Here is a 15,019-nt window from a genome sequence, read left to right on the forward strand (position 1 = left end):
CCGCCCCGCGACACCCACACCGGGTCCGCAGGGCAACCCTCGGCCGCGGCTTCCACCGCCACGTACACGCCACCCCCATCACCAACCGGGACGGCCGTACCGGCACGATGTCCGCTTCGCTGAGGATCACATAGGAAACCAGAGACGCTCCACTAGGTACCCGCATCCTCAGGGACACCCAGGACTGGGAGGCCCTGAGCGACGATCAGGTGATCACCGCGCGTGAGAAGACCAATCGGGCAGCATTGTCCCGTGCCGCCCGGATCGTCACTGGCTTGCCCGACCGCCGCGCGCACATCAAGGAGACCAGGATCGATCTTCCTGGCCGCCGCCTGATGCTGCGCGTGCACCGACCGAAGGAGGCAGGTCGGAAACTGCCGCTGATCGTGTCGTTTCATGGTGGAGGCTTCATCGCGGGGACCGCCACACAGAACGACTGGCTCAACAGCCACCTCGCGGTCCGGTGCCCCGCGGTGGTCGTATCGGTGGAGTACCGCCTCGCCCCGGAGCACCCGCTGCCCCAGCCGATCGAAGACGGCTTCGACACCCTCGTCCGGCTCGTCGAAGACGCCGCCGATTGGGGCGTCGATCCCGGCGCTGTCGCGGTCATGGGCGAGAGCGCCGGCGGCACGATCGCCGCGCGCTCATCGCCTTGCGCGCCGGCAAGGACGGCCCACCGCTCCTTGCCCAGGTGCTGAACTACCCCGTCACGGACTGGACCGAGACCATGACCGAGTACTCGTCGATTGACGAGAACGCCGACAATCCCACCCTGCCGCTGTCCCGGTTGCGCGCAGCCCGCAAGCTGAGCGTCCCACCGGGCCTCGACGCTCGCGGCGTGTCGCCCCTCACGTTCGACAGCCTCGCCGGGCTGCCATCGGCACTGGTCGTCACGGCCGCGCTGGATCCGCTGGCCGACCATGGACGCCGCTACGTCGAACGACTCCGCGAAGACGGCACCGACGCTCACCTGACCTGCTACCCGAGGGCCACCCACACCTTCCTGAGCATCCCCGGTCTCGTGCCGGCCGCCCGGCCAGCGCGACGCGAAATCCTCACCTTCCTGCGTAGCCACCTCCACCCGGCTTCGCGAGGATGACCAACCCGTAGAGCGTGTTTGAGATGGGCTGATCAGGTCCAGATGAAGGTGCGGCGGCTTGGCGTCGGGCGGGTCGACCCCGGGTGATGCGGCCGGCCGCCTTCGAGGGGACCACCAGGGACGACGCGGCGCCGTACCCGACGGTGCCGCGCCACCGTCCCCGCGCGGACTACGCCGTCCCGGCCGCGCGGCCGGCGACGATGTCTACCGCCTCGACCAGGCTCTCCGCGCCGGCCAGGCCCCGGTCGCGAAGCTCGTCGGGGTCGATCCCCCGAGGCCGCACCATGTCGGCGAACTGCGCGATGTCCTTGCGCATCAGGCCGTAGGTGCCCGGCGATGTCCGGGGTGATCTCGGTGGCCAGCGCGCTCAGCACGAAGCTGGCGCCGCTGCAGACGCCGCGTCGGTCGGCTCTCGCAAACTTGGCAATTCCACCATAGCGGCTGAGAAGATCGTGACAATCCGCCAGCGGTGATTCGACCCATCTGTGATCATCGGGTCTCGATACGACGAATCGCCGCGATGTCATCGATCCAGCTGCTCAACTTGGTGATCTTGACGATGTCGCCGGTTCTCGGGGCTTGGATGATGAGCCCGTCGCCGAGGTACATGCCAACGTGGCGGGGGTTGGCCATGGTGCCTTGGCTGCCGGGGATGAAGACGAGGTCGCCGGGTAGCAGAAGCGCCGGGTCGGCCACCGGCTTTCCGGCGTTGACCTGGTCGGTGGTGACCCGCGGGATGGAGATGCCGGCGGCCCGGTACGCCGATTGCATCAGCGAGGAGCAGTCGCATTGTTTGTCGGGGTTACCGGAGTGCGGGTCGGTGCAGGAGCCGCCGAAGCGGTATGGCGTGCCGAGTTGGTTCACGGCCCAGAAGATGGCGGTCGCTACGGCGGGTGGGGTGTTGGCGGGTAGCACGAACCCGGCGGGTAGCGCGTTGAGGGTGTCGGTGGTGCAGTCGGCGAGGGTGTTGGTCAACTGCTTCACGAGGTGCAAAGCGTCGTCGGTCCACGTGGCGTAGGCGTCGGGGAACGCGGACAACTGGACGGCTTGCGCGGCCTGGGTGAGCGGCATCGTCTGCCAGCCGGGCACGGTCTGGAGCTTGTCGAAGAACTTGCCGGCCTGGTAGGCGGGCTCGGACAGTTGCGCGATGGTGCCCCAGCCTCGGCTGGGGCGTTGCTGGAAGACGCCGATGGAGTCGTGGTCGTTGCGGCCGCCGAGGAAGGGCAGGTTGCGCAGGGCGGATTCCTGCATGGCGGTGGCGACGGCGACGATCCAGCCCCAGCGGGGTACGCCTTTGGCGACCCCGACGTCGATGATCGTGGCGGCGATGTCGAGTTGCTCGGTGTCCCATCGGCCGGTGCCGGGCGGCTGCCCGGAGGGGCGTAGGCCGGGCGGGGCGGCGATGGCGCATCCGCCGGGGCCGCCGCCGGTGACGGAGGACAGCAGCAGGAGGGGCAGGCCGAAGCAGGCGGTGACGACGACGGCGACGACGCCGATGATGATCTTTGTCATGGTGATGACCTCTCGGGATAGCGAGAAGGATTCGGTCTGCGTGCGGGTGCGCGGCCGGAGGCCGCGACGTGCGTTCTAGAGGCGGTAGAGAAGGGGGAGTAGTTCGGCGTGGGTCTCGCGGAGTAAGTCGGCGATCAGGGTGCTGGCCGGGAACAGCGGGTGGCCCATGTCGACGGGGGTGGCGTTGCGCCAGTCCCAGTGGCCGGGCTCCAAGCTGGGCACGTACCAGAGGGCCTTGGCGGCATCGAGGAACACGGCGCCGTTGATCTGTGGGGCGAGCAGGGTCATGGGTTGGCTGGCGCAGGTGGCCAGGCAATGGCACTCGGGGTTGTTGTAGATCGAGCGCGGCTGGCCGTGGTGGATCGGGCAGCGGCAGTCACAGGCGCGCTCGCGGGCGTTGCGGTAGGTGCGGTGCATAGATGTCTCCCTCGGTCGTGGAGCACGAAAAGGTCGTGGGCCGCCCACATGGGCGGCCCACCTTGAGCGGTCGGGTCAGTCGATGGACGCGTCGAGGACGTTGGCGGCCTGGCGTAGCAGGTGCCCGATGACGAGGCCGGCGTCGTAGACGTCGGCGCGGGTGTCGATCTCTGTGGCGTTGTCCCAGTCCCAGGTGCCGTTGGCCATGGCGGGGACGTGCCAGAGGTCGCCGCCCTGGTCGAGGAAGAGTGCGCGGCCCCGCTGGTGGGCCAGCAGCGTGAGGGGTTGGGTGGTGCAGGTGATGGTGCAGGCGCAGCCGGGCTCGTTGTAGGTGGTGCGCGGCAGACGGTGGTGAATGATGCAGCGGCAGTCGCAGACCCTGCGCCACGGTGGCGTGTACGTCACGGGTTCCTCCGCAATGGGTGAATGGTGAATGCGCGTACGCCTCGGTCGCCGCCGTCGTAGGGGCGGCTTCCGAGGCGTACGCGGTAGGGACCGGGTGGTGTCAGGCCGTCATCGGGTCGACGGCGGGGTGCTGGATATTGCGGGTGGTCCCAGGAGCAGGTCGTCCTGGATCTGGCGGGTCTCCTGCACGGTGAGCAGGTGGGCCGGCAGGCGGGGCACGTGTTCGCGCCAGGCGCGGTAGAGACGGTGGGTCCCGTCGATGAGCAGCGGGCCGGGCGGGTGTCCGCTGATGCTGAGCTGGCCCACGATCAGCGGCTGGCTCAGGTCGGTGGTCTTGGCGTAGGTCCGGTTGAGGGCGGTGCTGGTCGGGCCGATGAGGCTGGTTGCCCACGGGTTGGGGTTGTCGAGATGGGCAAGGCCATACGCGGCGGCCCACGCCGGCACGTCCAGGGGCCGGGTGTCGCGGGGCGACGCCGCGATCAGCGCCTGCGCGGCGTCGATCGAGAACACCCACGGCCCGGAGTGGAACCACTGGGGTAGCCGAGGGCCGGTCACTGGTGGTCCTTCTTCGCGGTGACGCGGGTGTAGATCGCGATGCAGCGCAGGATCAGCTCGTGTGACGGCAGGGTCAGCAGCCGTTGCCGCTTGTCGTCGCGGAGCTGGTCCCAGATGAGGACGGTGACGCTGGCCGACCACAGGTCGACGAGGACACCGTCGATCTTGGCGTGCTGCCGGTCGGCGACGATGCGCCACAGCGTGTCGATGAGCGTGGGGTCTCCGGGTGGATGGTTGCCGTCGTCGGGTCGGGCGGCTTCGGGCAGCAGGGTGGAGCAGTCCTCGCAGGTGGACTCAACGCGTGGCGGGTTCTCGGTCTCCCACCGCTGGACGTCGGCGGCGGGCAGGCCGCACACGGACTGTCGGAGGTCGCGGGGGTGGCGGATGTGGCCGATCATCGGCCGGCCGTTCCGTCTGATCCCTGCCGCCTGGTGCTCGGCGGTGCCATGGGGTGTGTCCGTTCTCTGCGGGCCGGGGCAGCGGTCGGTGGACCGCTGCCCCGACGGATCGAGGTGCGGTCAGACCGTCAGCAGGTCGAAGGCGGCCACCTTCAGCTCACCGACGTTGCCGGTGAGCACCCGGTTGGCGCGGGCGAACTCGTTCTTGGCGGGCTGGTAGTGGTCGAGGTACTCGGTGATGGCCTGGTAGCCCGCCCACCTGCTGCCGGCGATGGCCTTCTGGGTGTCGGCCTCGCGGATCAGGTACTTGAGGGTGCCGAGCCGCTGCTTGGCGTTGTTGCGGGTCTGGTCGGAGGCGTTGTCCTTGACCTGCCACACCTGGCCGACGACCTGCTCGAACTCGCGCATGGTCAGCTCGGTCTGGAGCATCCGCTCGGCGGCCTTCTCGAAGGTCTCCATGTACGTCCACATCAGGCCCAGCGCCTCGCGGGCCTGGCTGATCTGCGAGTTGACGTTGGAGGTGTGCCGGAACGTGTAGTGACCGACCGAGTGGGCGAAGGCGGCGCGCTGGGTGTTCGCGCAGAGCACCCGGATTGGGCTGGCGTCTACCCGTAGGGCGGCGGTGCCGTCGTGGGAGGTCGTGCCGATCAGGTAGAGGTCGAGCCGGTCCACCCCGGCGATCTCCATCGCCGTAGGCAGCTTCATGGTGACGAACACCGACTTGCCGCGGCGGAGGCTGCCGGCGGTCTCGAAGTGGGCGCCGCCCACCTGATCGACCAGGCGATCGAGCATCTCGGCGCACTGCTCGTTCTGGACCACGGTGTAGTCGGTACCGACGATGCCCAGGTACTCGGTATCACCGGTGACGGGGTTGCGGCGCACGGTCATCCGCTTGTCGTCGGCGGGGATCTGCACCTCGACACCGTCGACGAGGTCGACGCCGACGGCGCGGATGGTCCGCACGCCCCAGTCGCCGAGCCGGGCGGCGGCCATGATCTCCTCTGCCTTCATGGTGTCCTGGGTGACGGTGCCCAGCTGGTGCCAGGCCGACAGGCGGGCGCTGGCGAAGGCGGTCGTTCCGTCGGCGAACGTCTCGAGTTCGTGCGGCACGGGTTTCTCCTCTTCGATGTGCTGCGGCGGCCGAGCGCATGCGCTCGGCCCCCGCGATGGGTTTGAGATGGTGCGGATCAGGACTGTTCGGCGCGACCTTCGCCGGTCGTGATCGGACCGGCGGGGTAGGCGAACGCCATCGGTTCCTCGGTTACCTGAATGAGGTGACCGGTGGCGGCGGCGTGCAGGCAGTAGTTGATGACGGCGCTGGTGCCGATGCGGCGCCCGTCGAGGGTGGCGGTGATCCCGCGGGCGATCTCGTGCGGCTTCAACGGATGCCTGGCCTCTCGGCGAGGTAGTCCAGAACCAGGTCGGACAGTGGTCGGACGTCGGGCACGAGGGGTGCTCCAGTCGCGTCGCTGAGGGACCGCAGGTTGGCCCGGCCCCGCAGCGTGATCGGCGTGTACCGGGTCAGGACTGCTCGGCGTCGTTGTCGTCCTGCCCGGGGTGTTCCGCGCTGGTGCTCGCGGTGCCGTTCTGGTCGGGCTGCGCCGGGTAGGCGAAGGTCAGCGGCGCATCGGAGACCAGGAGGATCCGGCCGGCGGCGGCGGCCTTGGTGCAGTTGTTGCGCACCGCCCCGGAGCTGACCGCGCGACCGAGCTGTCCGCTGATGGCGGTGGCGATGTCCTGCGGGCTCATCGCCCGGCCCGGGTTCGCGGCCAGGACGTTGAGGGTCAGCTTCTCCAACTCGCCCCGGCCGAACGGCTGGCTGCCGTCGGCGTTGGCGCTCGCGTCGCCGCGGCCCACGCTCGCGGTGATGCCCGGCGCACGTGGCGGCGTGCGACGGGGCAGGGTGACGACGTGGGTCTCGCCGTCCGGCGCGACGACGTGCAGCGTGCCGTCCGCCCGGATCAGGGGCAGCACCGCCGCCGTGGCGCTCGGCGCGGTCGCCAGGCCGCGGATGACCTGGTAGCACAGCGGGCAGCGGGGCGGCTCCGGATTCGGGTCGACCTCGCTGGCCTTCGTCGGGCCCGGGATCCACCGCTCCGGCAGGCCGGGCAGCCGGCGGGCGGCGTCGGCCTGCGCCATCGCGGTCACCAGCCGAGAGGCGGTCGGGTGACTGATACCGCTCTCGGCGACGATCACGTCGAGGGTCGCGCCGTCGTCGCCGTAGTCGGCCAGGACACCCTTGATGGCCATGACCTTGCGGTCACCGGGTCGAGCGGGCTGCACGGCGGTGACCGTCGGTGCCTGCTCGTCCTCGCCACGGTCGGCGTCGTCGTCGGGTGTGTCGTCGTGGTCGGTCGCGTCGTCGCTATCGATCTGGCTGCCGGGCTGGTCGGTCGAATCGGTGTCCGGCGTGTCGACGGCGGCGTCGCTGCCGTCGTCCGGTCGGTCGTTCTTGGCGTCGGCGCCGTGGACCGCATCGGTGAGCTGGTGGCCCATCTCCATATGCGGCCGGTCGTTCGCGTTGTCGGCGTCCGGGTCGCCGATGTCGCTCTCGTCGGCCGCGTCGGCAGGCATGAGGGCATCGGCGTCGCTCGGCGTGGCGAGGGTCCACCGGGCGGGGGTGCCCTCGGCGGGGTCGGCGTCGGTGTCCACCGCGACGATGACACCGGCGTCGGCCAGGGTCTTGATCGCCTTGTCGGTGGTCGAGCGGGCCTTACCGGACTTGTCGGCCAACTCGTGGAGGTTGCCCTGACCGAGGTCGGTCAGGGCGTCGAGGACGGCCTGCGTGGCAGGCGTCAGGGACAGGTGTTCCATCAGGGTTTCCCTCCGTGGGAACTGGTGGGGACGCCTGGCACGGTGGTGTGCCGGGCGGTGGTGCGTCGGGTCGCGGGCAGCGGTCGGTGCGGCAGGCGCGTGACGTCGTGCGCTGCCGAGGCGTGCGGCCCGGTGGTCGTGGCGGTGGGTGGTGCCGCGCCGGCCGGTCAGTGGCCGGGGACGGCCTCGTCGGCGGCGGCCTGCAGGATGTAGAGGCGGTCCTCGGCCGGATCGCGGTAGATCCCGGCGTCGGCGTGGGACAGCCACAGCGGGTTGACGCTGCCGGGCGGGCGGAGCCTGGCGTCGGACGTGCCGACCTTGATGTGGGTGGCGTGTCCGGCGAGGTTCTGTCGGCGGCAGGAGTCGGTGTGTGGCAGGACGACCAGGACCGTGTCACCGGGGTTGACGTAGCGCCGCCGCACCGACCGGCCCGGGTTCGCCTCGGCGTACGCGGCCCGCGCCTCGTCGCCGATGAGGGTGTCGATCCAGTTGCGGGTGTACCGGTACTCGCGGGCCAGTTCCCTGATGGTCTCCACCGGGCTGGCGACCGTGTTGGTGGAGCCGTTCAGGTCGTCGTCGTTGATCAGCAGGGTGCGCAGCCGGTCCACTACGAGCAGCAGCTCGGTCCGCAGGTGCCGCAGGGTGGCGGCGGCTTCGGGCAGGTGCGCGGCGGCGGGGATGGGGTCGGTGGCGTGTTGGTCGAGGGTGCGGTCGGTCGTCGCGGTGATCCAGCGGCTGATCGTGTCGAGGTGTGGCATGAGGTTCCCCGCTTCAGGTGGTGAGGTGGGCGAGTTCGGCGGGGTCGAGTTGGTTCGGGGTGCGGTTGCGCCAGGTGTCGGAGTGGCGCAGGTGCCACCAGCGCAGCAGGGACCGGCAGGCCGGGGCGAGGTCGTCGCACGCGGGCAGGGGATACGCCATCGTGGGCGGGGGCTGGTGCAGCGAGGCGATGTACGCGGTTGGCGTCCACCCAAAGGCGCTCTCGCTGACCTCGCCGATGACACGGTCCGAGTAAGGGATGTCGAAGGCGGCGCTGGCCTCGCTGTCGGGTAGCACCAGCCAGGTGTCTGCCTCGGTGCGGTGCAGGGTGGCGACGCCGCGCGACGGATCACCGGGGTACAGCAGGAGGTGCCGCTGGTCGCGGTCGCCGATCGTTCGGTGGTTGCGCCAGGCGCGGTAGGCGCCAACGAGCACGGTTCCGAGGACGATGTGTCGCTCGCGGGCGACGAGCGCGTCGGTGAGAGTTTGGTGGTAGCCGGCCATGTGCAGGTCGGCGCGGGCGGCCAACCCCTGTCGTGCCCGCTCGGCGAGCCCACCAGTGCGGGCGAGGGCCTGGTCGAGCGTGGTGGTGCTGTCGGTGAACTCTCGGGCGGTTTTGTGTAGGACGCGGGCGAGGTCGCCGAGGGCGTCGAGGGTGGCCGTGTCGTGGCGCCAGAGGTGCTCGGGTAGGACGTCGTTGGTGTCGGCGGCGATGCGCCGCAGCGCGGGATCGGCCAGGAACACGAGGTTTCTCCTTCGCAGGCGGTCGGGTTGTGGGCATGGCGGGGACCGGTCGCAGCGGGGCTGCGACCGGTCCTCGGTGTGGTTAGGCGATTAGGCGATCGCGACGGCGCACAGTCGTGCGCTGGAGCGCAGGCTGCGGAGGTAGCCGCATGCCTCGTTGAGGAAGCGGAACCGGTCGGCCACGGAGTCACTGGCCGGCATGAGTAGGCGGCCGTCAGTGGTGATCAGCGCGTCGCCGATCAGCGCGATGCGCCAGTACAGCCCGACGTAGGTGGCTTCGCCCGCCTGGTAGACGGACAACTCGTACGGGTTGAAGGAGAAGGCGAGCATCGCCAGGACTCCGGGTTGCTGCTCGAAGCGGCGGCGGGCCTCGGCCAGGCTCACCTTGGTCGGGTCGGCGTGGTGCTGGGCGAGGTAGTCCTCGAAGGGACGGGCCGGGCGGGTCGTTGCGGCGATGTGGGTGTTCCAGGCACGCCAGCGCAGGGCGGCGTGGTGAGCAGCCTTGGCCGCTGTGCCGGTGAGGTCGAGGCGACCCTTGCGGCCTCCGGCGGCCATGGTGAGCGCGCCGAAGCGGCGGGCGGCGTCGAGGAGGTAGTAGCCGAGGAAGCGGGTTAGCCAGCCGATGAGGCGGCGGTGGCGGACGTGGTAGCGGCGGGCCGGGGTGCCGTTGGCGTGCAGGAGGTCGTTGACCTTCTCCGAGGCGGCGAACCAGTCGGCGTCCTCGCCGGGGGCGAAGCAGACGGTGACGACTGGGGCGGTGAGCGGCATGGACGTGGGCATGGCAGGGTGCTCCCTTCGTGAAGGAGTGGGCGTGGAGGGTGTGCGTCGTGGTGCCACCGGATCGCTGCGTCCGGGCCGGGAAGCTGCCGTGGAGGGCGCGGGGCGTGGATCACGAGCCGACCGGGAGGTGGGCTGTGGGTGATCCCGCTGGCGCGGGCAGGTCCAGGGGACAGACGGGCGGCGGTGCGAGCAAAAGAAGAAGCTGCACCGTAGCGTCGCGACCTGACAGCACCAGCTCTGTCAGGATTGCCGTCCATGCCTCTGAGCTGCGCTGACAGGATTTCCTCGCGAGCCTGCCAGGGTCTGTCAGAGCACGAAGCCGCTCTCGTCGTAGTTCGGGTTGTCCGCTACGGGCTGACCGTGGTCGCTGGGCAGCTCGGTGAGCCGGACTCGGCCGGTGGCGCCGCCAGGAAGCCAGACCGCTTCGGCGGGGTCCGTGGCGTGGGTGGCGGTCGCGAGGGGAACGGTGTCGCGTCGGCCGCGCAGGAGCCGGTGCAGGTGTTCCTCACGGTGTTCGCTGCCGAGCCAGAACAGCACCGGGTAGCGGGGGCCGCCGCGGCGGATCAGCTGGATGTACCGGTCGAGCTTGGCCACCACCCGACCCAGCGGCTCGGTGCCGGTATCGGCCTCCAGGAAGAACCCCACCGTGGTGTCCGCGACGCTCCACAGGCCGTGCCCGTCGGCGGTGATGGTCCGGAACTGCTTGGTGGTCATCGTCTCGGACCACCACCGGTCCAGCCGCGCCTGCGGGTGCTGGCGGGCGTACACGGTGAGCCGAACGAAGAACTCGTTGGCCATGAGCAGGTGGGTCAGATTCGGGTTGGCCGAGAGCCGGTCGACGCTTTGGCGGCTGGTGCGCACGGTGGGCTCGGGCCGGTGGTGAGCGGCGGCCTGGAACCGGTGCCCCTGGTGGCCGAGGGTCCAGTGCCACGGATGGCTACCACCCCCGGCGCGGGCGAACCGGAAACGGTCCAGCAGACCCAAAGCGGCCAACTCACCGAGCCGGATCTGGCAGGTACGGCGGGCGAGAAACAGCATGCGGTGAATGTGATCGGTGGTGAGGACCCGGTGGTCGTCGAGCAGCTGGAGAAGCCGACGGTCACGGCCGGTGATGTGGGGATAGGTGGCCAGCAGGCTGGCCGGGCGCGATTGCGGCATAGGTGGTCACACCCCTGGAGAGAGAGTCCCGTAGGGAGTCTGGATGAGTTGATCTCGATTTCGGTCCTGGCGCCGGGTGGGTTAGGGCAGGTCAGGCACCTGACAGCCCAGGTGTAGGTGCCTCGTGTGGGGTCTCGTGTCGCGGACACCCCCAGACGAGCCCCCAGTGCCGCACCCAACCGAGCCCCCGAACGCTTGGCCGCGGGTTAGCGGTCGCGGTCGGTCATGCGCCGCTTCATCGCGGTACGGGCGAGCTGCTGCATCGGCGGCTCACCACCGGTGCGGCCGTGGGCGGCGGCGCACTCCTGCCGGATCGCGGTCGCTTCACCCACCGGTGGCGCCGGCGGGTTGGTCACGAAGGTGAACGCGGGCAGCTCCCGGTTGCCGACCAGCAGCCGGGCGGCGGCGGTGTAGACATCGAGGTGGGCGAGGTCGTGCTCGTCCAGCTCGGGTTTGGTGTGCCGGGACAGGTCCCGCGCGTCGGCCGGGTCGACGTTGAAGAACAGCTTCGACCGCGCGTTGGCCGACACCGCCGCGGCGATGTCGTGGGGCAGTTGCGCCAGATCCTGGTGGGCCAGGACGAGCCCGAGCCGAAAGCCGCGCGCCTCGGCCAGCATGTCCCCGACGTTGCCGGGCAGCGTGAGGAAGTTGTGGCACTCATCCACGTAGAGGCTGGCGTCTCTTCGCTGGTCTTCGGGGATGCTGGCGCGGGCGATGGCGGCCTGCCACACCCGGGCGACGATCATCGAGCCGAGGATGCGGCTGGTCTCCTCACCGAGGATGCCCTTGGGCAGCCGGCAGAGCAGCACTCCGCCGTCGAGGACCCGGCCCATGTCGAACGACGAGTGGGCGTTGCCGATCACGCTTTTGACGAAGTCCCGCAGCAGGAAGGCTCTTAGCCGGGCGAGGACGGGTGCGATGACCTGGCCGCGGAACTGCTCGTTGATGCCGTCGTACCAGAGCCAGAACCCGCCGAGGCCGTCCGGGTCGTCTAGGCCGTGGGTGAACCGGGCCCGGAAGTCCCGGTCCTGCAACAGCGACGGGACCAGGCTCAGGGTTGGTTTGGCGTGGCGCATCAGCGTGAGGCAGGCGACCCGCATGGTGTCGTCCATGCGGGGCCCCCACTGGCCTTGGAAGATTTTGGCGAAGATGCCGACGAGGTTGTCCACGGCCAGGTGCGGATCGCCGCCGTCATCGAGCGGGTTGAAGCAGCCGGGGTTCTCCTGGTCCGGGTCGATGATCACGATCGTCTTGGCGTGAGAGGCGGGCAATCGGTCGAGGATGTCGGTGATCAAATCCCCGCGGGGGTCGATGACCACGGTCCCGCGACCGGCCTTGATGTCGCCGAGGATCATGTTCAACAGCAGGGTGGACTTGCCGACGCCGGTCTTGCCGACGACGTGCACGTGCTGGCGGGCGTCGACGACCTTGAGGCTGACGCTGTGGTGGCCTATCTGTGAGCGGCCCAGCACCTTCACGCCCCGGCCGCCGGAGGGGACCTGCACGGGCGCCGGCACGGCCTTGGCCCGGGCCCGATCGAGGCCCGGGACGGCGAGGTCTTGCGGCAGGGCGGCGAGGGCCGCGAGTTCTGGCACGGTGGCCAGGAACCCGTGCCGCAGTCGCCGTCCGGCGATCGTGGCCACCGGCTGGGGCATCTTCATGCGCCGCAGCCGGTTCGGGCCGGTGTACGCCGCAGCGGCCGAGGCGATGGTGTGCCCGAGCCCGCCGAGGCGTGAGCGGACGTGGGTGGCCCGCTCCGGGTCTGGTGGGGACGTGCCGGCGTCGGCCGCTACGGCGAACCGGACCGCGATCTCGTAGTGCGGCACCCGCACGGCCTTGTCCACCATGGTGCGGGCATCGGCGGTGGCCACCGGGTCCCGCTCGGCCGGACGCACCACTGGGGCATGGCCCGGGGTGCGTGGCCGCGACGAGCCGGGCGTGAACACGTCGAGGAACCACAGCAGGGGCTCGATGGCCAGCCGCACCGCCCCGGTGACGGCGCGGGTGGCCAGGTCAGGCCGCCCGTGGCGATGATGGCTGGTGCTCGCCGCGGCCCTGCGGGCCGCGCGGACCCGGCCGGTGGGCGCCGGGCGGGCGAGGATCTGCACACACGCGTGTTCGCGGTGACGTACCTCGGCCCCGGCGGCGAGCAGCGCCCGCAGTGGGTCGGTGTCGTGCTCGCTGCGCAGCGGCAGCCCGTCGGTGTGCTGCGGCCAGTGCGCCCCACCCACCTCCTCGGCGACGGTGTGCGGAATCGGCGGTGCGGCGTGGGCGGTGGTGAGGGTGGCCGCAGGCCAGGCCGCCCGGACGGCGGCCTCGACCGCGCCGCCCGGCACCGTGCCGGGCACCCAGACCCGGATGGTCAGGGACCGGCCGGTCCAGATGTACTCCCACCCGACGTGCGGGGTGCCGAACAGGCGCTGCTGCCACACCGACGGCGTCAGCACGCCGACCAGCGTGGTCCAGAACGCCGCGGCAGCCTCGGCGGTGACCTCCGGCGGGGCGGCGATCGTCAGCCATCGGGCGCCGGCCGCGAACCGCTTGTGCCGCCAGGCGAGCACCTGATCATGGCCGAACACCGCGCTGACGATCAGGGCGGCGGCGATGAAGCCCAGCCACGGCCGGGTGATGATCCAGTCCCCGACGTCGGCGGGCCAGGTCGGGGTCGGTGTCATTCGGCCTCCCCGATTCCAGTCACGGCGAGCTTGTGCTCGGCCGCCGATCCGACACTGCGGAACGGAATGCGGCTACGACCAGCGACGAGCAGGCCCTCACCGCGCGGCGCCGACAGCAGCAGCCTCGACTCCCCGGCGGTCAGGCCGAACGCCTCGGACACCGCGTCGATGGACTGTGTGGACTGGCGCATCAGTACCTGCGTGGCGGCGTTGGACACCACCGCCAGGCCGAGATCCGTCGACAGGACATCGGAGGCGTCCTGAGTGATGACACACAAACCTGCGGATCGCTTCCGCGCGGCCTTGGCCATCCGGAACAGGAACCGGGCGCCCTCGCCGTCGCGCATCAGCAGCCACGCCTCGTCCACGATGACAAGCCGTCGACGCCGGCGGGCGCCAGCGGACGGAGAGTCGATGCCCGCCCAGATCCAGTCCAGGGCGAGCAGAGTTCCCACGGTGCGCAGCTCGTCGGGCAAGTGCCGCAGGCTCCACACCACCAGGTGGCCCTCCGGCCGGGTGGATGTCGGCCCGTCGAACATGCTGGCGAAGTTGCCGAGCGTCCACGGCGCGAGCCGGGCGGCCAGTTGCCCTGCGGCAGGGTCGTCGTCCGCGTCGAGGGTTGCCGCCAGGTCGCGCAGCAGCGGCGCCGGTTTGGTCCAGGTGGCCGGGTCACCGTTGATCCCGGCATGGGCGTAGGTGGCGGTGAGGGCCCGGTCGAGAGCGGCGCGTTCGGCCGGCGGCGGGGTTCCGCCGAGCATGACCGAGATCAGCGTGTGCAGGTACAGCCCGCGCCGGGTCAGGGTGTCAGGACGGTTGTCGGCGGGCAGGTCGAACGGGTTGACCCTGACGCCGGGCTGACCGAGCTGCACAACGGTGCCGCCAACGTGCTCTGCTAAGGGCGTGTACTCGTCCTCGGGGTCGATGACCGACACCGTCGTGCCCTGGTACAGGTTGCGCAGCACCTCGAGCTTGACGAAGTAGGACTTCCCGGCGCCGCTGCGCGCCAGGACCACGCTGTTGTGGTTGTCCTGCGCCCACCGGTTCCAGATGAGCACGCCGTTGCTGGTGGTGTTGACCCCGTACAGCACACCTTCCGGCGGGGCGACGGTGCCCGGGGCCGGCGCGGCCAGGTCCGCCGAGGCCAGGGGGAACGCCGCCGCGAGGGCGGTGGTGTCGAGGATGCGGCGCATCCGCAGCGGGTCCACGCCGACCGGCAGCGTGGCCACCCAGCCCTGCTGGTGGCGGAACGTCGCCGGCTGCACGTCCAGCAGCACGCTGGCGGCGGCGGACTTCACGCCCGCGGTAACGGTGGCGAGTTCGTCGAGGGTCCGGGCGTGGATGGTGACGTAGATGCCGACGTCGAACAGCTTCGCCGCCCCGCGGGCGACCCGCTCGGCGAGGTCGGCCGCATCCGCCGCTGCCGCCTCGACCATCGGATCACCCAAGCGTCCCTGGTCGGCGTCCAGCCGGCGCGAGGATTCGAGGCGGGCGCGCTGGCGCTTGAGCATCGGCGCGGCCAGTTGCGGCGCCACCGGGTCCAGGTGCACCGAGACGTCGACCCGTCCGGGGTAGGACAGCAGCGGGTCGAGCCACGCCGGGCCGACCTCGGCCGGATAGCCGCACACCGCGTAGGTGGCGGCATACCCGTCGCCGACCTGCACGTGCCACGGCGTGACCGACAACGCGGCCGGGGAGGGCATCCCATC

General features: G+C 70.7%; 17 protein-coding genes. 2 read left to right on the forward strand and 15 right to left on the reverse strand.

Going from position 1 to position 15,019, the window contains the following annotated elements:
* The first annotated feature begins 209 nt into the window (after window positions 1-209).
* Both ABZV00_RS32960 and ABZV00_RS32965 read left to right on the forward strand, forming a co-directional pair.
* Window positions 210-698: an alpha/beta hydrolase fold domain-containing protein gene (locus ABZV00_RS32960; RefSeq protein ID WP_355613478.1), complete on the forward strand. Its 489-nt coding sequence runs from the start codon at window positions 210-212 to the stop codon at window positions 696-698.
* A complete protein-coding gene (locus ABZV00_RS32965; protein ID WP_355613480.1) occupies window positions 692-1,099 on the forward strand; it encodes an alpha/beta hydrolase in 408 nt (135 codons plus the stop codon). The genes ABZV00_RS32960 and ABZV00_RS32965 overlap by 7 nt, the downstream gene beginning before the upstream one ends.
* Before the next feature lie 169 nt (window positions 1,100-1,268).
* Here the strand turns inward: ABZV00_RS32965 and ABZV00_RS32970 are convergent, their stop codons facing one another.
* The 15 genes from ABZV00_RS32970 to ABZV00_RS33040 all read right to left on the reverse strand — a co-directional run bounded on the left by ABZV00_RS32970 (window position 1,269) and on the right by ABZV00_RS33040 (window position 15,013).
* Window positions 1,269-1,415, reverse strand: coding sequence for a hypothetical protein (locus ABZV00_RS32970; protein WP_355613482.1), 147 nt, complete (start codon window positions 1,413-1,415; stop codon window positions 1,269-1,271).
* Between the two features lie 173 nt (window positions 1,416-1,588).
* On the reverse strand, window positions 1,589-2,611 hold the full coding sequence (locus ABZV00_RS32975) for a C40 family peptidase (RefSeq protein WP_355613484.1): 1,023 nt from the start codon (window positions 2,609-2,611) through the stop codon (window positions 1,589-1,591).
* 75 nt (window positions 2,612-2,686) lie between these two features.
* The gene (locus tag ABZV00_RS32980) at window positions 2,687-3,028 is read right to left on the reverse strand and encodes a hypothetical protein (protein WP_355613486.1); all 342 of its coding nucleotides are present in this window, start codon (window positions 3,026-3,028) and stop codon (window positions 2,687-2,689) included.
* Between the two features lie 75 nt (window positions 3,029-3,103).
* Window positions 3,104-3,433, reverse strand: coding sequence for a hypothetical protein (locus ABZV00_RS32985; protein ID WP_355613487.1), 330 nt, complete (start codon window positions 3,431-3,433; stop codon window positions 3,104-3,106).
* A 108-nt stretch (window positions 3,434-3,541) separates the two neighbouring features.
* Window positions 3,542-3,988, reverse strand: a complete 447-nt coding sequence (locus ABZV00_RS32990) for a hypothetical protein (RefSeq protein WP_355613489.1) — start codon at window positions 3,986-3,988, stop codon at window positions 3,542-3,544.
* Window positions 3,985-4,386 carry a hypothetical protein gene (locus ABZV00_RS32995; RefSeq protein ID WP_355613491.1) on the reverse strand — a complete coding sequence of 134 codons (402 nt, stop codon included), beginning with the start codon at window positions 4,384-4,386 and terminating at the stop codon, window positions 3,985-3,987. The genes ABZV00_RS32990 and ABZV00_RS32995 overlap by 4 nt, the downstream gene beginning before the upstream one ends.
* A 120-nt stretch (window positions 4,387-4,506) precedes the next feature.
* Entirely contained in the window at window positions 4,507-5,496 is a 990-nt protein-coding gene (locus ABZV00_RS33000; RefSeq protein ID WP_355613493.1) for a DUF932 domain-containing protein, read from the reverse strand.
* A gap of 77 nt (window positions 5,497-5,573) precedes the next feature.
* Window positions 5,574-5,768, reverse strand: coding sequence for a hypothetical protein (locus tag ABZV00_RS33005; protein WP_355613495.1), 195 nt, complete (start codon window positions 5,766-5,768; stop codon window positions 5,574-5,576).
* Between the two features lie 139 nt (window positions 5,769-5,907).
* Window positions 5,908-7,200, reverse strand: a complete 1,293-nt coding sequence (locus tag ABZV00_RS33010) for a helix-turn-helix domain-containing protein (RefSeq protein ID WP_355613497.1) — start codon at window positions 7,198-7,200, stop codon at window positions 5,908-5,910.
* Between the two features lie 167 nt (window positions 7,201-7,367).
* Window positions 7,368-7,958, reverse strand: a complete 591-nt coding sequence (locus ABZV00_RS33015; protein ID WP_355613499.1) for a hypothetical protein — start codon at window positions 7,956-7,958, stop codon at window positions 7,368-7,370.
* Window positions 7,959-7,971: 13 nt separating this feature from the next.
* Window positions 7,972-8,700, reverse strand: coding sequence for a hypothetical protein (locus tag ABZV00_RS33020; protein ID WP_355613501.1), 729 nt, complete (start codon window positions 8,698-8,700; stop codon window positions 7,972-7,974).
* Window positions 8,701-8,790: 90 nt separating this feature from the next.
* Window positions 8,791-9,480 carry a hypothetical protein gene (locus ABZV00_RS33025; protein WP_355613502.1) on the reverse strand — a complete coding sequence of 230 codons (690 nt, stop codon included), beginning with the start codon at window positions 9,478-9,480 and terminating at the stop codon, window positions 8,791-8,793.
* Window positions 9,481-9,786: 306 nt separating this feature from the next.
* Window positions 9,787-10,638, reverse strand: a complete 852-nt coding sequence (locus ABZV00_RS33030) for a replication-relaxation family protein (RefSeq protein WP_355613504.1) — start codon at window positions 10,636-10,638, stop codon at window positions 9,787-9,789.
* 206 nt (window positions 10,639-10,844) lie between these two features.
* On the reverse strand, window positions 10,845-13,313 hold the full coding sequence (locus ABZV00_RS33035) for a DUF87 domain-containing protein (protein ID WP_355613506.1): 2,469 nt from the start codon (window positions 13,311-13,313) through the stop codon (window positions 10,845-10,847).
* On the reverse strand, window positions 13,310-15,013 hold the full coding sequence (locus tag ABZV00_RS33040; protein ID WP_355613559.1) for a DUF87 domain-containing protein: 1,704 nt from the start codon (window positions 15,011-15,013) through the stop codon (window positions 13,310-13,312). Before ABZV00_RS33040 ends, ABZV00_RS33035 begins: the two co-directional genes overlap by 4 nt.
* Window positions 15,014-15,019 lie beyond the last annotated feature (6 nt).

The sequence above is a fragment of the Micromonospora sp. NPDC005173 genome (assembly GCF_040608515.1).
Lineage (GTDB): Bacteria > Actinomycetota > Actinomycetes > Mycobacteriales > Micromonosporaceae > Micromonospora.